The following is a 24,185-nucleotide window of genomic DNA, read 5'->3' as shown; positions in this document are numbered from 1 at the left end:
GGTAATGGCCAAGAATAAATTCTCTAAAGACTGGATTCACCAGCACATCAACGATCCCTATGTGAAGCTGGCGCAACAGAAGGGCTATCGCGCCCGCGCCGCCTTCAAGCTGATCGAGATCCTGGATACCGAAAAGCTGATGCGGCGGGGCGACCTGGTCATCGATCTGGGTTCGGCGCCCGGCAGTTGGTCCCAAGTGGCGCGCGAGCGCCTGGCCGGCCCGGGTGGTGTCGTTGACGGACGAATCATTGCGCTGGATCTGCTCCCGATGGAGCCGGTGGCCGGGGTGGAATTCATCCAGGGCGACTTCCGCGACGATGACGTTCTGAAACAATTGGAAGACATGGTCGGATCTCGCGCCGTGGACCTTGTAATCTCGGACATGGCCCCCAACTTGTCAGGCGTGGGTAGCGCCGACTCCGCCCGCATTCAGCATGTGTGCGAGCTGGCGATGGAGTTTTCCCGCGCCCATCTCAAGCCCAACGGGGCGCTGATCGTCAAGGCCTTCCACGGCAGCGGATTTTCGCAGATCGTGCAGTCCTTCAAACAGCACTTCAAGCGGGTGGTCGAGCGCAAGCCGAAGGCCTCACGGGATAAATCCTCTGAAACCTTTCTGGTTGCGCGCGATCTGAAATAACCCGGGTCGGGGCATGTTGCCTTGAACCCCTAAAAAGCTGACCTGCTTGCCGAGACAACGACCACCATAACGACAAATCAGACGTAACTACACGGGCCCCAGGGATCCCAGGACGCAATCGGGTCCAACAGGGTAGAATGGGCTATTGACATACTTGTGACTGTGCCATACGCGGGTGCGCGGTCGCTGGTCGGAATCGAAAGCAGGAGATCGACCTTGAATAATTCATTTTCGAAAGTCGCTGTTTGGATGGTGATAGCCCTGGTGCTGTTCACCGTCTTCAAACAGTTCGACGGACGCGCTCAGACCCAGGACGGCGTGAGCTACACGCAGTTCATGGACGACGCCAAGGCGGGACGTATCCGCAAGGTCGACGTTCAGGGCGATGTGCTGTACGTCACCCCGGACGCGGGCCGCGCCTATACGCTGACTTCGCCGGGCGACCTCTGGATGGTCTCCGATCTGCTGAAGTACGGCGTCCAGGTTTCCGGCAAGCCGCGTGAAGAGCAATCGCTGTTGATGAGCATCTTCGTGTCGTGGTTCCCCATGCTGTTGTTGATCGGCGTGTGGGTGTTCTTCATGCGACAGATGCAGGGCGGCGGCAAGGGCGGGGCATTCAGCTTCGGCAAATCACGCGCCCGCATGCTCGACGAAAACACCAACCAAATCACCTTTGCCGACGTCGCGGGCTGCGATGAAGCGAAGGAAGACGTTCAGGAATTGGTCGACTTCCTGCGGGACCCCAGCAAGTTCCAAAAGCTTGGTGGTCGTATCCCGCGCGGCGTGCTGATGGTGGGCTCGCCCGGTACCGGCAAGACGCTGCTGGCCAAGGCCATCGCCGGTGAAGCCAAGGTGCCGTTTTTCAGCATCTCGGGTTCGGACTTCGTTGAAATGTTTGTCGGCGTGGGCGCGGCCCGTGTCCGCGACATGTTCGAAAACGCCAAGAAGCACGCGCCTTGCATCATCTTCATTGATGAAATTGATGCCGTGGGCCGTCAGCGTGGCGCTGGCCTGGGTGGCGGCAACGACGAACGCGAACAGACCCTGAACCAGATGCTGGTTGAAATGGACGGCTTCGAATCCGGCCAGGGCGTCATCGTGATCGCCGCAACCAACCGTCCTGACGTGCTGGATCCGGCGCTGCTGCGTCCCGGCCGTTTCGACCGCCAGGTCGTGGTGCCGCTGCCCGATATCCGTGGCCGCGAGCAGATCCTGAAAGTCCATATGCGCAAGGTTCCGCTGTCGCCCAACGTCGACGCGACCATCCTGGCGCGCGGCTGCCCCGGTTTTTCGGGCGCCGACCTGGCCAACCTGGTCAACGAAGCTGCCTTGTTCGCCGCGCGCCGCAATGGCCGCACGGTGGATATGTCCGACTTCGAAAAGGCCAAGGACAAGATCATCATGGGCGCCGAGCGCCGCTCGATCGTCATGCCCGAAGAGGAACGCAAGAACACCGCGTACCACGAGTCCGGCCACGCGATCGTCGCCCGCATGTTGCCCAAGACCGACCCGGTCCACAAAGTCACCATCATCCCGCGCGGCCGTGCGCTGGGCGTGACGATGCAGTTGCCTGAAACCGACCGCTACAGCATGGACAAGGGCCGTCTGCTGTCGACCATCGCCGTGCTGTTCGGTGGCCGTATCGCCGAAGAACTGTTCATGGACCAGATGACGACGGGCGCCTCGAACGACTTCGAACGCGCCACCGCCATCGCCCGCGACATCGTCACCCGCTACGGCATGACGGACGAACTGGGTCCGATGGTCTACGCCGAGAACGAAGGCGAAGTCTTCCTGGGCCGCAGCGTCACCAAGACGACCCACATGTCCGAAGCCACCATGCAGAAGGTGGACACCGAGATCCGCCGCATCATCGACGAGCAATACCAAGTCGCGCGCAAGATCCTGGATGAAAACCGTGACAAGGTCGAAGTGATGACGTCCGCGCTGCTCGAATGGGAAACCATCGACGCCGACCAGATCAACGACATCATCGAGGGCCGTCCTCCGCGTCCCCCGAAAACGCCGCAAGGCCCGTCGGATTCCACCGACACGCCGCCTCCCAGCACCGGTCTGGCGGCTGACGGCAGCACGGCTGCAGCAGTCTGAGGTTTTTTGTCCTGAGTCATGGCAAATAACTTCCTTTGCGGGCGCTTCGAGTTTGATCTCGAGCGCCCGCTTGTCATGGGTATCGTCAATGTCACGCCGGATTCGTTTTCCGACGGCGGCCAGCACGACGATACGGATTCCGCGGTGTCGCACGCGCGTCGCTTGATCGAAGAGGGCGCGCAGATCCTGGATCTGGGCGGTGAGTCCACACGCCCTGGCGCCGACCCGGTTTCCGTGGCCGATGAACTCGACCGCCTGTTGCCCGTGATCGAGGCGCTGCGCGATTGCGGCGTGCCGTTATCCATCGACACCTTCAAGCCGGAAGTCATGCGCGCCACGCTGGACGCGGGCGCCGACATGATCAACGACATCTATGGCTTTCGCCAGCCCGGCGCCATCGAGGCGGTGGCGCAATCGCGCTGCGGGCTGTGCGTGATGCACATGAAGGGCGAGCCTCGCACCATGCAGGCCTCGCCCCCCGAATACACCGACCTGATCGGTGAAATCGGACTCTTCCTGGGGTCTCGCGCGCAGAAGCTGCGCGCGGCCTGGGTCGACCCTCGCCGTATCGTGCTGGACCCGGGATTCGGGTTCGGCAAGACGGCGGACCAAAACTTCCAATTGCTGCGCCGCTTGTCCAGCTTGCGCAGCACCGGTTATCCATTGCTGATCGGCCTGTCGCGCAAGAACATGATCGGGCAGGCCACGGGCCGACCGGTCGGCGACCGGCTGTCCGGCAGCATCGCCGCAGCGCTTGCCTGCGTGTCCCGGGGCGCTTCCATCGTGCGTGTGCACGATGTCGCTGCCACCGTGGATGCCCTTAAGGTATGGCATGCGGCTGAACAAGGAGCTATCAGTTCATGAGTCAACGCAAGTATTTCGGCACCGATGGGGTGCGTGGTGAAGTCGGCGGTTCGGTGATCAACGCCGAATTCGCGCTGCGCCTGGGTTATGCCGCCGGCCGGGTGCTGGCGCGCGAACACGCCGTGCGCGGCGGCAGTCGCCCGCAGGTCGTCATCGGCAAGGACACGCGCATTTCGGGCTATATGCTCGAATCCGCCCTGGAAGCGGGCTTGTCCGCCGCCGGCATCGACGTGCTGCTGGCCGGCCCCATCCCGACGCCGGCCGTGGCCTACCTGACCCGGGCACTGCGTTTGGTGGCGGGCATCGTCATCAGCGCCTCGCACAATCCGTATCAGGACAACGGCATCAAGTTCTTCTCGGCGCAGGGCATGAAGCTGCCGGACGAAATCGAGAGCGCTATTGAAGCGGCGCTGGACGAGCCGCTGGGCTGCGTCAGTTCCGAAGGCTTGGGCCGTGCCCGCCGCATGTCGGACTCGCAGGGCCGCTACATCGAGTTCTGCAAGAGCACCTTCCCGAACGACCTGGACCTGAACGGCATGAAGATCGTTGTGGACGCCGCGCACGGCGCCGCCTACAACATCGCCCCGCACGTCTTCCGCGAGCTGGGCGCCGAGGTACACGCCATTGGCGTGCATCCGGACGGCTTCAATATCAACAAGGGCGTGGGTGCCTTGCATCCCGAATCCCTGGCCAAGGAAGTGCAGGCCCGTGGCGCGCACCTGGGCATCGCCCTGGATGGCGACGCCGACCGCCTGCAGGTTGTGGACGGCGAAGGCCGCATCTATAACGGCGACGAACTGCTGTACGCCATCGTGCGCGAGCGCATGCAGCGTGGCAAAGTCGACGGCGTGGTTGGCACCCTGATGACCAATTTCGGCTTCGAGCGCGAGATGAAGCGCCTGGGCGTGGGCTTCGAGCGCGCCAACGTGGGCGACCGCTACGTGCTCGAGCAAATGCAGGCTCGCGGCTGGCAGTACGGCGGCGAAAGCTCCGGCCACCTGCTGTGCCTGGATTGCCACTCCACGGGCGACGGCATCATCGCTGCCTTGCAAGTGCTGACGGCGCTGCGCCGCAGCGGCGAGACGATGGCCCAATGGGTGCGCGATCTGCGGATGTACCCGCAAAAAATGATCAACGTGCCCTTGGCGCCTGGTCAAGACTGGAAGACCCACGCGGGTCTGACCGCCGCGCGCGCAGCGGTCGAGGCGGAACTGAACGGCCGCGGCCGTATTCTGATCCGCGCTTCAGGCACTGAACCGAAATTGCGCTTGATGGTCGAAGCGGAAGATGAATCGCTTGCTGTTTCCTGCGCAGAGAAGCTTGCCGCCAGCTTGGCTTAAGCCCGGCCTCCTGACTGTGTCCCCAAAAGCCACTCACCGCTTAGCGGTGGGTGGCTTTTGTGCATTTCCACCAAGTATTGCTTTGTAAAGTTTTGTCGAGATTTGCCCTAAATTGACCTATCTCCTCCGAACTAAACTTCATAGTCACGTAACATATCGGTCAAGTCTTTGACATACAGGGCGTCCAAACTGACTGGACTCTCTAGGAGCTTCGCGCAATGCTTGAACTAGCACGCACCACCCCAAGCCGTAATCCCGCTGAACCTTGGAAGGGCAACGCCCCGAAAGTGCTGGCGGTGGGCTTGGCGCGCACGGCTGAAGAAATCGAGCAGATCCAACGTCTGCGTTACGACGTCTTCACCGAGGACATGGGCGCGGTGTTTCCCGACGCGCTTGACGGCATTGAGCACGACCGCTTCGACCCCTTTTGCGAACACCTGATGGTGCGCGAAATGGATACGGGCCGCGTCGTCGGCACGTATCGCATCCTGACGCCCGAAAAGGCGCGAGAAGCGGGCGGCTATTACGCGCAATCAGAGTTCGACCTTTCCGGGCTGGGTCCCATTCGCGACCAACTGGTTGAAGTAGGCCGGTCGTGCACCCATTCGGACTACCGCAACGGCGGGGTGATCATGCTGTTGTGGTCGGGCCTGACGGAATACCTGCGGCGTGGCGGCTACGAATACGTGCTGGGCTGCGCCAGCGTCAGCCTGCGGGACGATGGCGTGACTGCCGCCGAAGTCTGGCGCACCATCATGCCGAAGCTGCCCCGGGCCGGCGAACCCAGTGTGACCCCGCTGCACCGCTACCCGGTGGAAAAATTGAACAGCACCTTGCCGGCGCGCGTTCCGCCGCTGATCAAGGGTTACCTGAAGTTGGGCGCCAGGGTCTGTGGCGAACCCGCCTGGGACCCGGATTTCAATGCCGCTGACTTCCCGGTGTTGCTGAAGATGGACCGGATGGACGAGCGTTACCGCCGCCACTTCGGCCTGGATCAACCGGCGGCCGTCAACGGCCAGCGCTGATCATCATGCGCCGCCTGCTCCGCCGTATGAAAATCAGGCTGATACGGCGGGCCACACGGCCTATCCGTCTTGAGCTCAGGCAGTTGCACCGGCAGACAGATCTGTCTCCAGATTAAGCGCGTGAAAGCGTAAAAGCGGGCGAGGGCGTTACCGCCGTCGCCCGCTTTTTTTCGTCCGCGCAGTTCGCGCCATCTGCGCCGATCACGCCTTGCACAGGCGCGACGACGCCAGAATCAGAATTCCAGCAATTCGAAAGAAAAGCCCACCTTGTTCCATTCCGCTTCTTCGGCGCGCAGCGTGAAGTCGCTCAAGGGGTGCTGGGTCAGCCAGTCGCGGTTGACGCGCACGACGATGGAGCTTTCGCGTACCGACGCGGTCAGCGGCAGGGGCTCGATTTCGCCGCGGCGGCGGAACAACAGCACGGCCAGGCGCAGGCTCAGGATGGCTTTCCATTGCGCCCGGGTGCGGATCAGCGGTTCCAGCTTGGTCAGCTTGCCCTGGTGGCCCAGCGCCAGCAACGCCAGCAGTTGCTGGTCGGCGCGTGAGAAGCCCGGCATGTCGGCGTTTTCCAACACGTAGGCGGTGTGCTTGTGATACGCATTGTGCGCAATCGACACCCCCACTTCGTGCAGGTCCGCCGCCCAACCCAGCGCCGGGCGAAGTTCAGCGCGTTCCTGGCCTTCGGGGAACATGGCGTCAAACAGCGTCAGCGCGGCATGGCGCACACGGCGCGCCTGGTTCACGTCCACGTGGTAGCGCTTCATGAACTGGCGCACGGATTCGTCGCGCTTGTCGTGCTCGTCGTCGCGGCCCAGCAGGTCATACAGCACGCCAAGGCGCAGCGCGCCGTCACCGGTGTGCATGACGTCAATGCCCAGTTCATCGAACAGGGCGCTCATGATGGCCAGCCCGCCGGGCAGCACGTCCGAACGTTCGATCTTGATGCCCGGCAGCTCGGACGGGATGACACGGCCCGAGCGCACGATGCGGTCTTTCAGCTTGGCCAGGCCGGCGCGGGTAATGCCGCGGTCGGAAAAGCGGCTTTCGGTCAGGATGGCAAACAGCGCCTTGGCGGTGCCGGAAGAGCCATAGGCTTCTTTCCAGCCCGTTTTGCGGTATTGCTTGGCGATGACTTCGATTTCACGCCGCGCCGCAAGCTCTGCCTGCTTCATCTGGTGCGCGTCCACCACGCCGTCCGAGAAGAACTGGCGGCTGTAGCTGACGCAGCCCATGTACAACGACGACATCAGACCAGGCTCGTGCCCCTTGCCGATGATGACTTCGGTGGACCCGCCGCCAATATCGATGACCAGGCGCTTGTTGGGCGACGGGGGCAGCGTGTGGACCACGCCCGAAAAGATCAAGCGGGCTTCTTCGCGGCCCGCGATGACTTCAATGGGAAAGCCCAGCGCCGCTTCGGCACGGGGCAGGAAGTCGCGCGTGTTGCGCGCCACCCGGAAGGTATTGGTGGCCACCGCGCGCACCCGGTTCGGATGGAAGCTGCGCAGACGGTCGCCAAAACGCTCAAGCACGGCGATGGCGCGTTCGATGGCGTCGTCGCCCAGGCGTTTCTCGGCGTCCAGTCCGGCGGCAAGCCGAACGGTTTCCTTGAGGCGATCGATCTGGTAGATCTGGGGCGTACCGTCTTGTTGAACGATGCGTCCGATAGAGAGGCGGAAGCTGTTGGACCCGAGGTCCACCGCGGCCAGAAGTTGATCCATGCGGCTCGTAATATAGGCTTTGAGGTGGCCTGATTATAGAGATCCCATGTGACAGTGCCCTTGGGTACGGGTTTTCGCTTATGGATCATGGGCTTGGCGACGTTGTGGCGTGCGCTATATGTCCCGCTTTTGACGTACGCTACGGTTTTGTCGCTATGTCATAGAACCGTCACTTTTTTGCAGTAAAACTCCACGCTCCCCCCAAACGTATGGAATCCGGTATGCCCACACGCCCGCCTGGCGAGCCTTTGCTCATGAATCGCGAGTTGTCGCTGCTCAAATTCAACGAACGCGTGCTGGCGATGGCGGAAAATCCGAAAACGCCGTTGCTGGAAAGGCTGCGGTACGTGTGTATCGTCAGTTCCAATCTGGATGAGTTCTTCGAAATCCGGATTTCCAGCCTGAAAGAGCAGCAGCTTCAGTCGCCCAACCTGGTGGGTCCCGATGGGATGACACCGGACCAGGCCTTCGAAAACGTACAGCATGCCGTGCACGCCCTGGTGGCGCGGCAATACAACCTGCTCAACGACGACATCCTGCCCGCCATGCAGGCAGAGGGCATCACCCTGCATCACGCTTCCGAATGGAACGCCGAGCAGCAGGAATGGGCGCGCCAGGTGTTCAATCGCGATGTGATGCCGCTGCTGACCCCCATCGGGCTGGACCCGGCGCATCCGTTTCCCCGCGTCTACAACAAAAGCCTGAACTTCATTGTGTCGCTGTCTGGCGCCGATGCCTTCGGCCGGCAGGCCTCGATTGCCGTGGTGCAGGCGCCGCGCGCCCTGCCTCGCCTGATCAAGATGCCGCCCGAGTTGTCCGGCCACCCGGAAGGCTTCATTCTGCTGACGTCCTTGCTGCGGGCTTTCGTGGGTGAACTGTTCCCCGGTCTGGAAATGCTGGGCTGCTACCAGTGGCGTGTCACCCGCAACAGCGACCTGTTTGTTGACGAGGAAGAAGTCACCAACCTGCGCCACGCCTTGCAGGGCGAGTTGTCGCAGCGTAATTTCGGCGCCGCGGTGCGCCTGGAGATCGACAAGCTCACCCCGGTCGAGCTTGAAACCTTCCTGCAGCGCGAATTCTCGCTGAAGGCCGAGGACACTTACCGCGTGCCTGGCCCGGTGAACCTGTCGCGCCTGATGCAGCTGTGCAATTCCGACCTGCGGCCCGATCTGCTGTTTCCGGAATACCGCGCGCCCGTGCCCGCGCCGTTCGATAAGGTGGGCGACAAGCCGCACGACCTGTTTGAGGCCGTGGCCGCGCAGGACCGCCTGCTTCACCACCCGTACCAGTCGTTTCAGCCCGTCATTGATTTCCTGACCGCGGCGGCGCTGGACCCTGACGTCATGGCCATCAAGCAGACCATCTACCGCACGGGCGAAGATTCCGAGCTGATGAAGATCCTGCTGGCCGCCGCGCGGGCCGGCAAGGAAGTGACGGTGGTGGTGGAGTTGATGGCGCGCTTTGACGAGCAGACCAACATCAACTGGGCATCCAAGCTGGAAGAGGTGGGGGCGCACGTGGTGTATGGCGTGGTGGCCCACAAGACGCACGCCAAGATGGCCGTGGTGCTGCGCCGCGAAAAAGGCCGTTTGCGCCGCTATGCGCACCTGGGCACCGGCAACTATCACCCCCGCACCGCGCGCCTGTACACCGATTTTGGCCTGCTGACCGCGGACCCGAAGCTGTGCGAGGACATGGACAAGGTGTTTGCGCAGTTGACCGGGCTGGGCGCGCGCCGCTCGCTCAAGGCACTGATGCAGTCGCCGTTCACCATGCATGACGGCATGGTGGCCCTGATCCGTGCGGAGGCGCGGGCGGCCAAGGCGGGCAAGCGCGCGCGCATCATGGCCAAGATGAATTCGCTGCTGGAAGAGCAGGTGATCGAAGAGCTCTATAAAGCCAGCCAGGCCGGGGTCAAGATCGACCTGATCGTGCGCGGGGTGTGTGCGTTGCGCGCTGGCGTGTCCGGCCTATCCGAAAACATCCGCGTGCGCTCCATCGTGGGCCGCTTCCTGGAGCATTCGCGGGTGTTCTATTTCTATGCGGACGGCGAGGAAACGGTCTATCTGTCTTCGGCCGACTGGATGGACCGCAATTTCTTCCGCCGGGTGGAAATTGCGTTCCCGATCTACGACAAGACCCTGAAAAAACGGGTGGTCGACGAAGCGTTCACTTACGCGCTGCGCGACAACCAACTGGCGTGGCAGCAGCAGCCAGATGGCGATTATGCCCGGGTGAAGAGCCGCCGCGAACCCTTCAACTTGCATCATTATCTGATGCAGAAACTGGGCGTATAAGCCGACCATTTTCATGTGGGGTGCGACCCCAAAATACTGTGGCCGCCCTGGTTTTCCCGGGCGGCCACCGTTTTTCAACGGTCGGGGACGGGGCAACATGAACCGTATGTGACTGTCACTATCTTGTCACGTTGGGCCCCTAAGATGCGAAGGTCGCTGAAAGACAGGCAGCAAAGAAAAGCCTGATACGACTTCTCCAACAAGCACTGAAGGAACCCAGATGTTCAAACGTGTCTTCAAACAAGTTTCCGTGGGCGTCGCGCTGAGCGCCGCTGTATTTGCCGTGCAAGCCGCCAACGTGACCGGCGCCGGCGCCTCGTTCCCGTACCCGGTCTACGCCAAGTGGGCGTCGGACTACAAGGCGGCCACCAACAACGCCATCAACTACCAGTCGATCGGTTCGGGCGGCGGCCAGCAACAGATCATCGCCAAGACCGTCGATTTCGGCGCTTCGGACGATCCCATGAAGGCGGCTGACCTGGAAAAGAACGGCCTGCTGCAGTTCCCCGCCGTGATCGGCGGCACAGTGCCCGTCGTGCACATCGACGGCGTGGAACCGGGCAAGCTGAAGCTGTCGGGCACCGTGCTGGCTGACATCTTCCTGGGCAAGATCAAGAAGTGGGACGACAACGCCATCAAGGCGCTGAACCCCGACGTGAAGCTGCCTTCGGCCGACATCATCGTCGTGCACCGTTCGGATGGCTCGGGCACGACCTTCGGCTGGACCAACTACCTGTCCAAGGTGTCGGCTGACTGGAAGTCGCAAGTCGGTGAAGGCAAGGCCGTCAAGTGGCCCACCGGCCAAGGCGGCAAGGGCAACGAAGGCGTCGCCGCCTACGTGGGCCAACTGAAGAACTCGATCGGCTATGTGGAATACGCCTACGCCAAGCAGAACAAGCTGGCCTGGACGCAACTGCAGAACAAGGACGGCAAGTTCGTCCAGCCCGAGCAGTCGGCATTCGCTGCCGCGGCCGCCAACGCCGACTGGAAGAGCGCACCTGGCATGGGCGTGATCCTGACCAACGAACCGGGTGCCGATTCGTGGCCCGTCACCGCCGCCACCTTCATCCTGATCCACAAGTCGCAAGCCAAGCCGGCGCAAGGCAAGGCCGTGCTGGACTTCTTTGACTGGGCGTTCAAGAACGGCGCCAAGTCGGCCGCGGATCTGGACTACGTACCGCTGCCGGAAGCCGTGACCACGCAAATCCGCGCCGCCTGGGGCGAAATCAAAGCCGCCGACGGCACCCCCGTCTGGAAGTAGGATGGGTGTAGCGCGAGAGGGCCGCAACAAGAAAGCAGCCCGACGCCGCGCGTAACCCATCAGCAGCCGCCCCGGAATTCATGCCCTGCAAGAAAACCGGGGCGGCTCGCCCCAGCAGTTCCCGTTTCCACCCAGGTTTCCTAAGGAAAGTCCATCCATGAGCGCGGTAATGGATAATAGTGTGCCGCTTCCGCCCAGCGTGGCGGACTCCGTGACTACCGGCACGCCTTCGCCTATGAAGCAAAATAAAAACGCGCTGATGGATGCGCTATTCAAGAATCTGACCCGCCTGTTCGCCTTCCTGGTGTTCATTTTGCTGGCGGCCATTCTTGTATCCCTGATCTACGGCAGCCGCGAATCGCTGGCCAAGTATGGCCTGTCGTTCCTGTGGCTGAACGATTGGGATCCCGTCAACCAGAACTATGGCGCCGTGGTGCCCATCATCGGCACGCTGCTGACCTCGGCCATCGCCTTGATCATCGCCGTGCCGGTCTCGTTTGGTATCGCCATCTTCCTGACCGAACTGTCGCCGACCTGGCTGCGTCGCCCCCTGGGCACGGCCGTGGAAATGCTGGCGGCCATTCCGTCCATCATTTACGGCATGTGGGGCCTGTTCGTCTTCGTGCCGGTATTCCAGCAATATGTGCAGCCCTTCCTGATCGCCACCCTGGGCAACGTGCCCATCATCGGCGGCCTGTTCGCGGGGCCGCCGTTTGGTATCGGTATCTTCACCGCCGGCCTGATCCTGTCGATCATGATCATCCCGTTCATCGCCGCGGTGATGCGCGACGTGTTCGAGCTGGTGCCGGCCATGTTGAAGGAATCGGCCTACGGCTTGGGCAGCACAACCTGGGAAGTCATGTGGCGCGTGGTGCTGCCCTTCACCAAGTCGGGCGTCATCGGCGGCATCATGCTGGGTCTGGGCCGAGCCCTGGGCGAGACGATGGCCGTCACGTTCGTGATCGGTAACGCCTTCAAGTGGTCGGGGTCGCTGTTTTCGCCGGGCAACTCGATCGCCTCGGCGCTGGCCAACGAATTCAATGAAGCGGGCGGCATTCAGAAGTCGGCGTTGCTGGAGCTGGGCTTGATCCTGTTCCTGATCACGACGATCGTGCTGGCCCTGGCCAAAGTGCTGCTGGTTCGCCTGTCCGCAGGCGAAGGCAAGAAATCCTGACGCGCCGCGAGCACAAGGAAAAGATCATGGCTGTATCCGTACTCAATATGCAGAATGGCACGTACCGCCGGCGCCGCATGGTCAACCGCATCATGCTGACGGTGTCCCTGTCCACGCTGGTGTTCGGGTTGTTCTGGCTGTTCTGGATCATTCTGACCCTGCTGACCCGCGGCGCGCCCGCGTTGTCCTACACGCTGTTCACCGAGATCACACCGCCCCCCGGTCAAACGGGTGGCCTGATCAACGCGATTTTTGGCAGCGTGGTGATGGCTGGCGTTGGCACGCTGATCGGTACGCCGATTGGCGTCCTGGCGGGCACCTACCTGGCTGAATACGGCCATCGCGGCTGGCTCGCGCCCGCCACGCGGTTCCTGAACGACGTGCTGCTGTCGGCGCCGTCCATCATCATCGGTCTGTTCATCTATGCCGTGTATGTGGCGCAGGTGGGGCATTACTCGGGCTGGGCCGGCGCGCTGGCGCTGGCCATCCTGGTGATTCCGGTGGTGGTGCGCACCACTGACAACATGCTGCTGCTGGTGCCCAACAGCCTGCGGGAAGCCGCGGCGGCGCTGGGTTGCCCCAAGTGGCGCATGATCACCCTGGTGTGCTATCGCGCCGCCAAGACCGGCATCATCACCGGCGTGCTGCTGGCCATTGCCCGGATCTCGGGCGAGACCGCGCCGCTGCTGTTCACGGCGCTGTCCAACCAGTTCTTGTCGTTCAACATGAACGCGCCGATGGCCAACCTGCCGGTCGTGATCTACCAATACGCCGCCAGCCCCTTCAAGGACTGGAATGACCTGGCCTGGGCCGGGGCCACGCTGATCACGCTGCTGGTGCTGGGCATCAACATCCTTGCCCGCAACATGTTCCGCAACAAGTAAAGATCGCTTTGCCGGCGCGCGTGGCGCGCCGGAGCCAAGGGAAGAGAAATGGAAAACACCGCTACCGCCGTCAAGAACAAGATCGAGGTCAAGGACCTGAACTTCTACTACGGCAAGTTCCATGCGATCCGCAATGTGAACATGTCGATCCAGGAGAAGAAGGTCACCGCCTTCATCGGCCCCTCGGGCTGCGGCAAGTCGACGCTGTTGCGCACGTTCAACCGCATGTTTGAACTCTATCCGGGCCAGCGCGCCGAGGGCGAGATCATGCTGGACGGCGAGAACCTGCTGACGACCAAGACCGATATCTCGCTGATCCGCGCCAAGATCGGCATGGTGTTCCAAAAGCCCACGCCGTTTCCGATGAGCATCTACGACAACATCGCGTTTGGTGTGCGCCTGTTCGAGCGTCTGTCCAAGGGTGAAATGGACGAGCGCGTGGAATGGGCCTTGAGCAAGGCCGCGCTGTGGAACGAAGTGAAAGACAAGCTGCACCAAAGCGGCAACAGCCTGTCGGGCGGCCAGCAACAGCGCTTGTGCATTGCACGCGGCGTGGCCATCAAGCCGGAAGTGCTGCTGCTGGACGAGCCGTGTTCCGCGCTGGACCCGATTTCCACCGCCAAGATCGAAGAGCTGATCGCCGAACTGAAGAACGACTACACCGTCGTGATCGTGACGCACAACATGCAGCAGGCCGCGCGCTGCTCTGACTACACCGCCTATATGTACCTGGGCGAGCTCATGGAATTCGGCCAGACCGACCAGATCTTCGTGAAGCCGTCGCGCAAGGAAACCGAGGACTACATCACGGGCCGCTTCGGCTGATTTCCGTGCTGGGTTGACCTGGTGATGCAAGAAGGTGGCGCGCCCCAGAAACACAGCCTGGCGCGCAGCGCCCCGGGCGGCCTGGATTCTGGTATAGTTGCCACCCTTCGGGGCGTAGCGCAGCCTGGTAGCGCATCTGCTTTGGGAGCAGAGGGTCGTGAGTTCGAATCCCACCGCCCCGACCAAAAAATGAAAGGCCGTTAGTGAGAATGCTCACTAACGGCCTTTCTCATTTCAGAAAGCCTCTACTTAGTTAGCCGTGATCTTCGCGGCCTTGACCACCTTGCCCCAGCGGTCCAGTTCCGATTGCGTATACGCACCCAGTTCCTTCGGCCCCATGAAGATGGCTTCCGCCCCTTGTTCGGCGGCTTTCTGGCGGAAGGCGTCGGTCTTCATGATTTTCTGGATTTCACCGGCGATCTTGTCCACGACCGGCGCGGGCGTGTCCTTGGGGGCGTACATGGCGAACCACGATGACACGATCAGGTCGGGATAGCCGGCCTCGGCGGCGGTGGGCACGTTGGGCAGTGACGGCAGGCGGGTGTTGCCGGTGACGGCCAGCGCGCGCAGCTTGCCGGCGGCGATCTGGCCCAACAGCGGCGGGGGCGTGGTGATGGTCATGTCCACGGCGCCGCCCAGCAGGTCGTTCAGCGCGGGGCCGGTGCCCTTGTAGGGGATGTGCGTGATCTGCGTGCCGGCCATCTGGTTCAGCAGTTCGGTGGCCACCTGTTGCAGCGAGCCGTTGCCGGACGATGCGTAGTTCAGCTTGCCCGGGTTGGCCTTGGCGTACGCCACCAGTTCCTTGAGCGAATTGATGGGCAGGTCCGGGCGCACCACCACGACTTGCGGCGCCGACAGTACGTTGGCGACGGGGGCGAAGTCCTTGACGGGGTCCCAGCCGGCGGTGGGCGTGACGTGGGGTGTGATGACCTGGAAGCCGGAGTATTGCAGCAGCAGCGTGTAGCCGTCGGCCTTGGCGCGCGCCACCGTCTGCGCGGCGATGCCGCCGGAGGCGCCCGGCTTGTTCTCGACGACGACGCTCTGGCCCAGCGCCACGCCCAAGGGCTGGGCGATCAGGCGCGCGGCGATGTCGGTGGTGCCGCCGGGCGCGGCGGACACGATCAGCGTGACCGGGCGATTGGGAAAGTCGGCTTGGGCGCTGGCGGCGCTGGCGCCGAGGGTCAGGGCGGCGGCGATACCGGCGCGCAGGATGGTGGGCAGGCAGGGCAATGCCATGGGATGTCTCCTTGGTTTTTTATAGGTGTGGTCAAAACGAACGGATAAAGCGAAGCACGACATCGGTCGTGCACTACATCGGTACTACTGCGGAAATCTCTCGGCCAGCCAGGCGGGCGCGGCGTGGGTCGCCAGACGGGGCCCTGCTTGCAGCAAGGCGTTGCTCAGATCGCGCTGCACCAGTGCGGGCAAGCCGCGCACGATGGCCAGCAGCGGCTCCAGCGACACGCCGGTATCCACGCCCATGCAGGCAAACATGTGGACCAGTTCTTCGGTGTTGACGTTGCCGCTGGCGCCGGGCGCGTACGGGCATCCGCCCAGGCCGCCCGCCGCCGCGTCGAAGCGGGTGATGCCGGTTTGCCAGGCGGCCATCGCATTGGCCAGCGCCATGCCGCGCGTATTGTGCAGGTGCACGGTCAGCCCCACGCCGGGCAGGCGCGTGGACGCCTGTTCGCACAAGGCGGCCACTTGCGTCGGGAACGCCATGCCGGTGGTGTCGCACAGGGTGATGCCGGTGGCGCCCGCGTCCGCCAGCCGTGCGGCCAGGTCCAGCACCTGATCCACCGGCACGTCGCCGTCAAACGGGCAACCGAAGGCGGTGGACAGCGACACATTGCACGGCGTGCCGCTGCGGCCGGCGGCAGCCAGCACCTGCGACAGTTCCGCATACGACTGCTCGCGCGTCATGCGCAGGTTGGCGCGGTTGTGCGTCTCGCTGCACGACATGACAAGGTTCATTTCGTCGGTGCCGGCTTCCAACGCGCGTTCCAGTCCGCGGATGTTGGGCACCAGCGCGGTATAGATCACGCCCGGATGGCAGCGGATGCGGCGCATGACGTCCGCCGCATCGGCCAGCGCGGGGATGGCCTTGGGCGACGTGAAACTGGTCACTTCGATGCGTGCAAAGCCGCAGTCGGACAAGGCGTCCACGAAGGCGACCTTGTCGTCGGTGGCGACCAGGGCTTTCTCTATCTGCAGGCCGTCGCGGGGGCCAACTTCGTTGATCTCGATCTTTGCGGGGCCGGCGTTCATGCAATCACTCCCTTGGCGCGCAGCGCGTCGCGTTGTTCGTCCGACAAGCCCGCCTGCGCCAGCACGGCATCGGTGTGCTCGCCCAGCGTGGGCGCGCGTTCGCGCACCGCGCCGGGGTTGGTCGACAGATACGGGAAGACGGCCGGCATCTCCACTGGCACGCCGGCGGCGGATTCCACGGTGGTGATGGCGTTGCGGGCGCGGTAGTGCGGGTCGGCGGCAATATCCGCCACCGAATAGATGCGGCCGGCCGGCACGTCGGCTTCGCGCATTGCGGCCAGCACGTCGTCGATCAGCCTGGTTTGCGTCCAGGCGCCGATGGCGGCGTCGATCTCGGCGACGCGTCGGGCGCGGCCGTCGTTGTGCGCCAAGGCCGGGTCCTGTCCCAGGTCGTCGCGACCGATGCGTGCCATCAGGCGGGTGTAGATGGCGTCGCCGTTGCCGGCGATGAGCACGTAGCCGTCCTGGCACGGATAGGCGTTGGACGGCGCGATGCCCGGCAGCGCGGCCCCGGCTGGTTCGCGCACGGCGCCGAATACGGAGTATTCCGGCAACAGGCTTTCGCTCAGGTTGAACAGGCTTTCGTAGAGCGCCGCGTCGATCACTTGGCCCACGCCACCACGCGCATCGCGTTGGTACAGCGCCATCATCACGCCCAGCGCGCCATGCAGGCCCGCGATGGTGTCGCCCAGCGACAAGCCTGCCCGCACCGGCGCACGGCCCGGTTCACCGTTCAAGTAGCGCAGCCCGGCCATGGCCTCGCCGATGGCGGCAAAGCCCGGCTCGCGGGCCTTGGGGCCGGTCTGGCCGTAGCCCGAGATGCGCAGCATGATCAGGCGCGGGTTCAGTGCATGCAGGGCTTCCCACGACAAGCCCCATTTTTCCAGGGTGCCGGGGCGGAAGTTCTCGATCAGCACGTCGGCCTGCTGCGCCAACAGGCGCACGATGTCCTGTCCTTCCTGCTGGCGCAGGTCCACGCATACCGACTGCTTGTTGCGCGACTGCGCTTCCCACCACACGGACGTGCCTTCATGCAGCAAACGCCATTTGCGCAGCGGGTCGCCTTGCCCGGGGGGCTCGATCTTGATGACCTGCGCGCCAAAATCCGCCAGGGTCTTGGCGGCGAACGGCCCTGCTATCAGTTGACCCAGCTCCAGCACGCGGATGCCAGCAAGAATCTGCCCAGCCATTTCGCCTCCCTGGCGACACTCAAATTGATAGGCGGCAGTGTGCGCGCAAAGCGGCGCCAGGCGGAATGGACAATCGGGGAAAGGGGGGTTCCCAGAACGAGAAACCCCGGGCAAACCCGCAGCGGCAATCGCCTTAGTGGTCGCCGCGCAGATGGGCCAGCAACAGGCGGGCGCCCACGGTCAGGGTGTCGGCATCGCGCACCCCCAGCAGCAGCCAGCGGCGGGCCCATTCGTCGGTCAGGGGGATGAGCTTGATCGGCATCGACCGCGCATGCGGCTCGGCCGCGATGCGCGGCAGAATGCCCACGCCACGCGTCGCCGCGACCATGCGGCAGATCGCGTCAAAGCTGCGCACCTGGATGCGCAAGCGCATGGCTCGCCCCAGGCGTCCGCTTTCGTCGGACAAGCGGGTCGCCAGCGACGTGGCCGGCGGCAGGCCAACGTAGTCGTAGGCCAAGGTGTCCGCAAACGCCACCTGCGCCTCAGAAGCCAAGGGATGGCGCTGCGGTACGATCACCACCAGTTCATCCAGCCGGTAGGGGAAGGTCGACAAGCCGTCGGCGGGAGTTCGGTCAGCGAATACGCCGATATCGGCCCGGTTTTCAAGCACGGCAGTGACGATGTCGCTGCTGTTCTGCTCTTCCAGGTCGATCCGCACGGCGGGGTGGCCATCCATGAAGGCTGCCAGGTCTTCAGGCAGAAACTGCGTCAGCGACGAGGTATTGGCGGCAATGCGCACCTGCCCGCGCACGCCTTGCGCGAAATCCGACAGCGCGCCCGTCATCTGCTCCACTTCCTGCAACACTCGCAGCGCGTGGACCAGGCAGGCCTGGCCGGCGTCGGTGAGTTCCACCCCGGCGGCGTTGCGGTACAGCAGCGCGGTGCCCAGGGCGGCTTCCAGGTCGGAAATCCGCTTGCTGGCCGCCCCCACCGCCAGATGCGACTGGCGCGCGCCGGCCGAGATGCTGCCCTGGCGCGCAACGGCAACAAACAGAGCGAGGGTGACGAGGTCGATACGGGCAAGGTTCATGGAAAAATCCGGCGCGGGTATGCCAAGGCGGGCGGCGGGCCGAGTGTTATAGCCGAGGCGCCAGGGCAATAATTATGTCCGAATTCTTCCATTCTTCCTTGATGGGGGCGACGGCGCGATCGGGCCTACCCGGAGCGCTCGGGTGGCGCGCACCGGTGGACCGCCTGCCTTCACAGCATTGCGACGCGCTTTCGCTCGATCAAATCGAAGTCGATCTTCGCCCCCAGTCCAGGGCCGGTCGGTGCATGGACGTAACCCTCGGCGTCCGGCTCTATGTCTTCGATCAGACCGTATTTCTGTGCCCCGCCGGGCAATAGCACTTCAAAGAACTCGGTATTCTTCAGCGCCATGGCCACGTGCAATTGCGCCACGTTGTTCAGCGAATTGCCTCCGTGGTGAATCTCGTAATTCATGCGGAACGCTTCGGCCAGATGCGCCGTCTTCAGCATGTTGGTAATGCCGCCTTTCAACGGCACGTCGCCGCGCAGGAAGTCGGTCGCGCTTTGTTGTATCCACGGCACATAAGCATCCAGGACGGCGGCCGGGGCCTCGGTTGCCATGATGGGGATGTGCAGTTGCTGCTTCAGCTTTACGTAGTTGTAGATGTCCGAATCCTGCAGCGGGTCCTCGTACCAGTAGTAATCCAATTCCTCTATCGCACGTCCTACCCGCACGGCTTCGGGATACTGATAAGCCCAGGCGGCGTCCAGCATCAGCAGGTAGTCGTCGCCCACGGCCTTGCGCACGCCTTCGCATACGCGGATGTCCTCTTTCCAGGGGTGGGGCGGGTGGATCTTGTAGGCGGCCCAGTTCAACGCTTGATAGTGACGCGCTTCGTCGGCGTATTCTTCGACCGAGTCCAGGATCATCGAGCTGGCGTAGGCTTTGATCTTGTTGCGGTAGCCACCGATCAGTTGGTGGATGGGCAGGCCGGCGACCTTGCCCGCGATATCCCACAACGCGACGTCGCAGGCGCCGATGGTGCGCACCGTGGTCGTCCGCGAACGCCTCCACATCGCCTGGAACAGGCGTTCCCGGTCCAGCGGGTCCTGGCCCATCAGTATGGGCTTCAGATACTTGATCAGGTTTGGGCCGTCCAGATCGGCGGGGTAATAGGCCGATCCCAGGAACGCGTGGCCGGTCACGCCCGCGTCGGTCTGGATGGACAGCAGCCCCAGCTTGCTGGAACCGGCAAACTTGCCGGTGTGCGCGGCATAGCTGGTTGGCGGAATGTCGTCCCAGGCGAAAAGCGTAAGACTGACGTTGTCGATTTTCATGAAGGCTCCCGTTCATCGCGGCGCGCGGCCGCCTGGTTCAACACAGCAGTTCGATCAGGTAGGGCCCTTGCGCATGCAAGGCGCGCGATAGGGCATCCGCGAGCCCTTCCATGGTGTCGGTGCGTTCGGCGGGCACGCCCATGCCCTGGGCCAGTCGTACCCAGTCCAGCGCGGGGTCGTTCAAGCTGAACAGCGCGTCGGATGCGGGACCTGGCACCGCGCCGACGGCACGCAGTTCACCTTGCAAAATGGCATAGGCCCGGTTCGCGAAGACGATGGTCACGACGTTCAGACGTTCGCGGGCTTGCGTCCACAGGCCTTGCAGCGAATACATGCCGGCGCCGTCGGCTTGCAGGCAAATGACGGGGCGGTCCGGACACGCGATGGCCGCGCCGGTGGCGGTGGGAATGCCACCGCCAATGGCGCCGCCGGTGTTCTGCAGCCAGTCGTGTGCGGCGGCCTGGAAAGTCGGCGTGAACAGCCCGCGTCCGGATGTGACGGCGTCTTCCATCACGATGCAGTCCTGCGGCAGGATGCGCGCCAGGACCTGGCCAAACGCCGCCGGCGTAAACGCGCCGAAGGGCATGCCGGCTTCCGGCGCGGGCAATGCAAAGTCCACCTGGCGCGGCGCCCGCAGTGCTTCCGCCAGCGCTATCAGCGCAGCCTCGGCATCTTCGTCGACGCCGGCCATCGGGATCACCGTGGTTCCGGGGGCGCACAACTCGCTGGGCTTGTCGGGATACGCAAAGAACGCCGCGGGCGTTGGCGCCCCGGCCAGGATCAACGTACGAACGGGCGCCAGCATGGTCAGCGCCTGGTCTACGGCATATGGCATTCGGTCGATAGGCGGGCGGCCGTGTCCGCGCGGCATGCGGGCCACGAAAGTGGTGGTGCGCAGTGCCGCGCCGGTGGCGCGGGCAATACGCCAGGCGGCCATTTGGCTCGCCTCCGTCAGGCCGCCTGTACCCAGCAGGATCATGGTGGCGCCGTCGGCACTCTTGGCACGCAAGGCGCGGGCAGCCTGATCGATGTGCTGGCTGCTGGCTTGACGGCGGGGCTGCACCGCGTGGGCTTGTTGCGGGCCGCCGGATTCCGTCCATGCCGTGTCGGCGGGCAAGATCAATGTGGCCACACCGCCTGGCGACGTGCGGGCGGCCTGTACCGCCAGCGCGGCGTCGTCGGCCACGCTGCGGGCATGGCGCGACAGCCGTACCCATTGCGACATGGGCCGCGCCAGGCTTTCCACGTCAGACGTCAACGGCGTGTCGTAGGCGACGTGGTAAGTGGCGTGGTCACCCACAATATTGACGACTGGCGTGTAGGCGCGCTTTGCGTTGTGCAGGTTTGCCAATCCATTGGCCAGCCCTGGGCCGCAATGCAGCAGGGTGGCGGCGGGGCGCCCCATCATGCGGCCATAGCCGTCGGCGCAGCCCGTCACTACGGTCTCGGCCAAACCCAGCACGCAGCGCATGCCGGGGACGCGATCCAGCGCCGACACGAAATGCATCTCCGATGTTCCCGGATTCGCAAAACAAGTGGTGACGCCTGAATTGACCAACGTGCGTACCAGCGCTTCGGCGCCGTTCATCGGTGTCATGGCGACTTTCCTGCGTCGGAATGCAAGCGCATGCCCTCGACGACTCCGGGACGCTGGCCGATGCGTTCCGCCCAGGCCGACAGCGCGGGGAATGACGCGGCGTCAAGCAGGTTGCGGCGCAGGGCGTAGTTGGGATACAGGATGAAGTCCGCGTAGCTGATGGTGTTGGCCAGATAATCGCGCTTGGCCAGATGTTCTTCGACGATGCGGAAATAGCGGGCGAAGCGCTTGCGGAACAGGTCGATGTGTTCTTGCACTTTCAGAGGCGACACCACTTCCACCTGGTTCATCGAAGCGCTGGTGCCGCCTATATCTGTGCCCGCTTGCCAGGCCCATTGCATCGCAATGGCTTGGTCGGCCGCGTTGTCGGGAACAAAGCGGCCTGCCTTCTGGCAGGCGTACAGCACGATGGCGCCCGACTGCGCCAGTACCAGCGGCTTGCCGCCCGGCCCATCCGGATCGACCATGGCGGGGATCTGGCTGGCGGGATTTATCTTCAAATAATCGGGCGATTTTTGCGCGCCGGCGCCCACGTCGATGGGGATGACGCGATGCGGCAATTCGCATTCGGCCAGGGTAATGGTGGCCCGCAGGCCATTGGTGGTGCGCCAGGCGTAGAGATCTATCATCGAATATGTCCTTTATGGCAGGGCAAAAAGGTGGCTGACGGGTGTCGGCCACCTGTCACCGTCATTGCACTTTGATGTCGGCGCGCTTGATCAGCGCTGCCCATTCACTGCTTTCCTTGTCCAGCCAGGTCTTGTATTCGGCGGATGACTGGTACACGGGTTCCACCATCATTTTTCTCAGGGTCTCTTTGGTGTCGGGCTGGTTCATGAAGTCCTGCACGGCCTGATTCAGTTTCTGAACGGTTTCGGGGGGCGTATTGACGGGCGCGAACAAGCCTTGGGAGATCAGCGCTGAAAATCCTGGTACTCCTGATTCGCTGATCGTGGGGATCTCGGGCGCATACGGGGAGCGCTTGTCGGTAGCGATTGCCAAGGCACGCAGCTTTCCGGACCGCAGCAACTCCAGTACGGATGGCAAGCCCGTGAACACCATGTCGATGTGGCCACCCGCCGTGTCGGTAATCGCGGGGCCGCTGCCTTTGTACGGAACGTGCACGAGCTTGATCTTGGCTTGTTCCATGAGTCTTTCAGCCGCCAGGTGCGTAATGCCGCCCGTTCCAGACGATCCGATCGACAACTTGCCCGGCGACTTGCGGGCGGTTTCCAGCAGATCCTGGAACGTCTTGAAACGCGAATTCGCGGGCACGACCAGCACGTTCCCAAACGTGGCCAGATTGGCCACGGGGATCAAGTCCTTGCGGGAGTACGAAAGCGGTGTGTATAGCGAGGGAATGATGGAGTAGACAGCGGAATCCGACACCAGCAGCATCTTGTTGGGCGGCGTTGACCTGACCACCGCCTCGGTGCCGATGATGCCCCCCGCGCCCGCGCGATTTTCAACAATCACGGTTTGGTTCAAGGCCTTGCCCAGCCCTGGCGCGACCAGGCGGGCGAAGAGATCGGAGCCGCCTCCCGGGTTGTAGGGAACGATCAATTGTATGGGTTGCCCCTCTTGCGCCAGGGCGGCCGCGGGGGCGATAGACAGGCCGAGTGCGACGCAGGTCGCGCGTAACAGTATTTTGAACATTGGTTGTCTCCGTGTTCTTTGTTCTACTGCTTATAGGTACTGCTTATAGGTACTGCTCATAGGTACTGCTGGCCGGCTGCCGATATGTCTGCACACCATTAGGCAACCGGGCCTGGGACCGCGTCTTGCGTTCTGATGAAGTGAACGCATTCCGGAATCCAGAAGCGGAATGGATCAGAACGTGCCTGGATAGGCGCCACCATCCAGCAGAATGTTCTGCCCGGTCAGGTAGCCAGCGTCCATGCCGCACAAAAAAGCGCAGACGGCGCCAAATTCGGCGGGCGTACCGAATCGCTGCGCGGGGATCGCGTTGCGCCGATGATCTGTATAGGACTCGACCGGCGCATTCGCGCGTCCGGCCATCGCGGTCAAATTGCTACGCAGGCGATCGGTATCGAAGGTGCCGGGCAGCACATTGTTCAGGGTGACATTTCGTCCAGCCAGCTTGGGCTGACGCGCCAGCCCCGCGATGAATCCGGTCAGGCCGGAGCGTGCCCCGTTCGATAGCCCCAATGTCGCAATCGGCGCCTTGACGGCCGACGACGTAATGTTGATGACCCGGCCGTAGCCGCGCTCGGCCATGCCGTCGACAGTGGCCTTGATCAACGCAATCGGCGCCAGCATGTTGGCATCCAGTGCGCGGATCCAGTCGTCGCGCGTCCAATCCTGCATATCGCCCGCGGGCGGCCCGCCTGCGTTGTTGATCAGGATGTCGATGGCGGGAGCTTGCGCCAGCGCCGCGTCACGGCCCTGCTCGGTAGCGATGTCGCCAACGGCGGTACGGATGTCGACATTGGGTGCCAGCATGCGCAGTTCTCTAGCTGTGCTTTCCAGCGCATCCGGGTTGCGGGCATTGATCACCAGATTTACGCCCTCGGACGCCAATGCTTGTGCGCATCCGCGCCCCAGTCCTTTGCTGGCGCCGCACACCAGCGCCCATTTACCCGCAATCCGTAAGTCCATCTTGATTTGTCTCCGGTGGCAGTCATGGCTGCAATTCGTCGTTTGCGCTAAATTACATCATTGTTAA

The 24,185-nt window shown here is 63.3% G+C and carries 20 protein-coding genes and 1 tRNA gene; 11 read left to right on the top strand and 10 right to left on the bottom strand.

What is annotated here, in order from left to right; all coding sequences use genetic code 11:
• Positions 1–4: 4 nt before the first annotated feature.
• The 5 genes from P8T11_RS12450 (at position 5) to P8T11_RS12430 (ending at position 5,975) form a co-directional block, all read left to right on the top strand.
• Entirely contained in the window at positions 5–637 is a 633-nt protein-coding gene (locus tag P8T11_RS12450) for an RlmE family RNA methyltransferase (protein WP_046806891.1), read from the top strand.
• Positions 638–853: 216 nt separating this feature from the next.
• Entirely contained in the window at positions 854–2,746 is a 1,893-nt protein-coding gene (ftsH, locus tag P8T11_RS12445; RefSeq protein WP_268081648.1) for an ATP-dependent zinc metalloprotease FtsH, read from the top strand.
• An 18-nt stretch (positions 2,747–2,764) separates the two neighbouring features.
• Positions 2,765–3,610, top strand: coding sequence for a dihydropteroate synthase (gene folP, locus P8T11_RS12440; protein WP_268081649.1), 846 nt, complete (start codon positions 2,765–2,767; stop codon positions 3,608–3,610).
• The gene (gene glmM, locus P8T11_RS12435) at positions 3,607–4,950 is read left to right on the top strand and encodes a phosphoglucosamine mutase (RefSeq protein WP_268081651.1); all 1,344 of its coding nucleotides are present in this window, start codon (positions 3,607–3,609) and stop codon (positions 4,948–4,950) included. The genes folP and glmM overlap by 4 nt, the downstream gene beginning before the upstream one ends.
• Before the next feature lie 218 nt (positions 4,951–5,168).
• Entirely contained in the window at positions 5,169–5,975 is an 807-nt protein-coding gene (locus P8T11_RS12430) for a GNAT family N-acetyltransferase (RefSeq protein WP_268081652.1), read from the top strand.
• 233 nt (positions 5,976–6,208) lie between these two features.
• Here the strand turns inward: P8T11_RS12430 and ppx are convergent, their stop codons facing one another.
• Positions 6,209–7,696, bottom strand: a complete 1,488-nt coding sequence (gene ppx / locus P8T11_RS12425; RefSeq protein WP_268081653.1) for an exopolyphosphatase — start codon at positions 7,694–7,696, stop codon at positions 6,209–6,211.
• 221 nt (positions 7,697–7,917) lie between these two features.
• On the opposite strand from ppx, the gene ppk1 reads away from it, so the two are divergent.
• From ppk1 to P8T11_RS12395, 6 genes are all read left to right on the top strand, one after another.
• The gene (gene ppk1, locus P8T11_RS12420) at positions 7,918–9,993 is read left to right on the top strand and encodes a polyphosphate kinase 1 (protein WP_268081654.1); all 2,076 of its coding nucleotides are present in this window, start codon (positions 7,918–7,920) and stop codon (positions 9,991–9,993) included.
• A 220-nt stretch (positions 9,994–10,213) separates the two neighbouring features.
• Complete coding sequence (pstS, locus tag P8T11_RS12415; RefSeq protein WP_268081655.1) at positions 10,214–11,254, top strand: phosphate ABC transporter substrate-binding protein PstS; 1,041 nt, start codon at positions 10,214–10,216, stop codon at positions 11,252–11,254.
• A 157-nt stretch (positions 11,255–11,411) separates the two neighbouring features.
• Positions 11,412–12,428: a phosphate ABC transporter permease subunit PstC gene (gene pstC / locus P8T11_RS12410; protein ID WP_268081656.1), complete on the top strand. Its 1,017-nt coding sequence runs from the start codon at positions 11,412–11,414 to the stop codon at positions 12,426–12,428.
• Between the two features lie 26 nt (positions 12,429–12,454).
• Positions 12,455–13,312, top strand: coding sequence for a phosphate ABC transporter permease PstA (gene pstA, locus P8T11_RS12405; protein ID WP_268081657.1), 858 nt, complete (start codon positions 12,455–12,457; stop codon positions 13,310–13,312).
• Between the two features lie 48 nt (positions 13,313–13,360).
• Positions 13,361–14,137 (top strand): phosphate ABC transporter ATP-binding protein PstB, encoded by a 777-nt coding sequence (gene pstB / locus P8T11_RS12400; protein WP_268081658.1) that lies wholly within the window; start codon positions 13,361–13,363, stop codon positions 14,135–14,137.
• Between the two features lie 108 nt (positions 14,138–14,245).
• Positions 14,246–14,322: transfer RNA gene (locus tag P8T11_RS12395), tRNA-Pro, on the top strand.
• Positions 14,323–14,386: 64 nt separating this feature from the next.
• On the opposite strand, the gene P8T11_RS12390 is transcribed toward P8T11_RS12395, so the two are convergent.
• The 9 genes from P8T11_RS12390 to P8T11_RS12350 all read right to left on the bottom strand — a co-directional run bounded on the left by P8T11_RS12390 (position 14,387) and on the right by P8T11_RS12350 (position 24,118).
• Complete coding sequence (locus P8T11_RS12390) at positions 14,387–15,373, bottom strand: Bug family tripartite tricarboxylate transporter substrate binding protein (RefSeq protein WP_268081659.1); 987 nt, start codon at positions 15,371–15,373, stop codon at positions 14,387–14,389.
• 84 nt (positions 15,374–15,457) lie between these two features.
• The gene (locus P8T11_RS12385) at positions 15,458–16,405 is read right to left on the bottom strand and encodes a hydroxymethylglutaryl-CoA lyase (protein ID WP_268081660.1); all 948 of its coding nucleotides are present in this window, start codon (positions 16,403–16,405) and stop codon (positions 15,458–15,460) included.
• The gene (locus P8T11_RS12380) at positions 16,402–17,595 is read right to left on the bottom strand and encodes a CaiB/BaiF CoA transferase family protein (protein WP_268081661.1); all 1,194 of its coding nucleotides are present in this window, start codon (positions 17,593–17,595) and stop codon (positions 16,402–16,404) included. The genes P8T11_RS12385 and P8T11_RS12380 overlap by 4 nt, the downstream gene beginning before the upstream one ends.
• A gap of 133 nt (positions 17,596–17,728) precedes the next feature.
• Positions 17,729–18,625 carry a LysR substrate-binding domain-containing protein gene (locus P8T11_RS12375; protein WP_268081662.1) on the bottom strand — a complete coding sequence of 299 codons (897 nt, stop codon included), beginning with the start codon at positions 18,623–18,625 and terminating at the stop codon, positions 17,729–17,731.
• Between the two features lie 170 nt (positions 18,626–18,795).
• Positions 18,796–19,902, bottom strand: coding sequence for an enolase C-terminal domain-like protein (locus P8T11_RS12370; protein ID WP_100854966.1), 1,107 nt, complete (start codon positions 19,900–19,902; stop codon positions 18,796–18,798).
• Between the two features lie 37 nt (positions 19,903–19,939).
• Positions 19,940–21,490: an acetolactate synthase large subunit gene (locus tag P8T11_RS12365; RefSeq protein WP_268082374.1), complete on the bottom strand. Its 1,551-nt coding sequence runs from the start codon at positions 21,488–21,490 to the stop codon at positions 19,940–19,942.
• Between the two features lie 5 nt (positions 21,491–21,495).
• The gene (locus P8T11_RS12360; protein WP_268081663.1) at positions 21,496–22,128 is read right to left on the bottom strand and encodes a glutathione S-transferase family protein; all 633 of its coding nucleotides are present in this window, start codon (positions 22,126–22,128) and stop codon (positions 21,496–21,498) included.
• Positions 22,129–22,189: 61 nt separating this feature from the next.
• The gene (locus tag P8T11_RS12355; RefSeq protein WP_268081664.1) at positions 22,190–23,155 is read right to left on the bottom strand and encodes a Bug family tripartite tricarboxylate transporter substrate binding protein; all 966 of its coding nucleotides are present in this window, start codon (positions 23,153–23,155) and stop codon (positions 22,190–22,192) included.
• Between the two features lie 174 nt (positions 23,156–23,329).
• Positions 23,330–24,118, bottom strand: a complete 789-nt coding sequence (locus P8T11_RS12350; protein WP_268081665.1) for an SDR family oxidoreductase — start codon at positions 24,116–24,118, stop codon at positions 23,330–23,332.
• Between the last annotated feature and the right edge of the window lie 67 nt (positions 24,119–24,185).

The organism is Achromobacter spanius (genome assembly GCF_029637605.1).
GTDB classification, from domain to species: domain Bacteria; phylum Pseudomonadota; class Gammaproteobacteria; order Burkholderiales; family Burkholderiaceae_B; genus Achromobacter; species Achromobacter spanius_E.
The sequence above is the reverse complement of the archived record's forward strand: the minus strand, read 5'-3'. Positions and strand labels throughout refer to the sequence as shown.

What these genes read in the sequence shown, in the direction of transcription:
- pstS (WP_268081655.1), top strand. Translation starts at nt 10,214, where the DNA reads ATGTTCAAACGTGTCTTCAAACAAGTTTCCGTGGGCGTCGCGCTGAGC.
- P8T11_RS12370 (WP_100854966.1), bottom strand. Translation starts at nt 19,902, where the DNA reads ATGAAAATCGACAACGTCAGTCTTACGCTTTTCGCCTGGGACGACATT.
- ppx (WP_268081653.1), bottom strand. Translation starts at nt 7,696, where the DNA reads ATGGATCAACTTCTGGCCGCGGTGGACCTCGGGTCCAACAGCTTCCGC.
- P8T11_RS12450 (WP_046806891.1), top strand. Translation starts at nt 5, where the DNA reads ATGGCCAAGAATAAATTCTCTAAAGACTGGATTCACCAGCACATCAAC.
- P8T11_RS12385 (WP_268081660.1), bottom strand. Translation starts at nt 16,405, where the DNA reads ATGAACGCCGGCCCCGCAAAGATCGAGATCAACGAAGTTGGCCCCCGC.
- P8T11_RS12360 (WP_268081663.1), bottom strand. Translation starts at nt 22,128, where the DNA reads ATGATAGATCTCTACGCCTGGCGCACCACCAATGGCCTGCGGGCCACC.
- P8T11_RS12430 (WP_268081652.1), top strand. Translation starts at nt 5,169, where the DNA reads ATGCTTGAACTAGCACGCACCACCCCAAGCCGTAATCCCGCTGAACCT.
- P8T11_RS12380 (WP_268081661.1), bottom strand. Translation starts at nt 17,595, where the DNA reads ATGGCTGGGCAGATTCTTGCTGGCATCCGCGTGCTGGAGCTGGGTCAA.
- P8T11_RS12375 (WP_268081662.1), bottom strand. Translation starts at nt 18,625, where the DNA reads ATGAACCTTGCCCGTATCGACCTCGTCACCCTCGCTCTGTTTGTTGCC.
- pstC (WP_268081656.1), top strand. Translation starts at nt 11,412, where the DNA reads ATGAGCGCGGTAATGGATAATAGTGTGCCGCTTCCGCCCAGCGTGGCG.
- folP (WP_268081649.1), top strand. Translation starts at nt 2,765, where the DNA reads ATGGCAAATAACTTCCTTTGCGGGCGCTTCGAGTTTGATCTCGAGCGC.
- P8T11_RS12350 (WP_268081665.1), bottom strand. Translation starts at nt 24,118, where the DNA reads ATGGACTTACGGATTGCGGGTAAATGGGCGCTGGTGTGCGGCGCCAGC.
- P8T11_RS12365 (WP_268082374.1), bottom strand. Translation starts at nt 21,490, where the DNA reads ATGAACGGCGCCGAAGCGCTGGTACGCACGTTGGTCAATTCAGGCGTC.
- P8T11_RS12390 (WP_268081659.1), bottom strand. Translation starts at nt 15,373, where the DNA reads ATGGCATTGCCCTGCCTGCCCACCATCCTGCGCGCCGGTATCGCCGCC.
- pstA (WP_268081657.1), top strand. Translation starts at nt 12,455, where the DNA reads ATGGCTGTATCCGTACTCAATATGCAGAATGGCACGTACCGCCGGCGC.
- pstB (WP_268081658.1), top strand. Translation starts at nt 13,361, where the DNA reads ATGGAAAACACCGCTACCGCCGTCAAGAACAAGATCGAGGTCAAGGAC.
- ppk1 (WP_268081654.1), top strand. Translation starts at nt 7,918, where the DNA reads ATGCCCACACGCCCGCCTGGCGAGCCTTTGCTCATGAATCGCGAGTTG.
- glmM (WP_268081651.1), top strand. Translation starts at nt 3,607, where the DNA reads ATGAGTCAACGCAAGTATTTCGGCACCGATGGGGTGCGTGGTGAAGTC.
- P8T11_RS12355 (WP_268081664.1), bottom strand. Translation starts at nt 23,155, where the DNA reads ATGTTCAAAATACTGTTACGCGCGACCTGCGTCGCACTCGGCCTGTCT.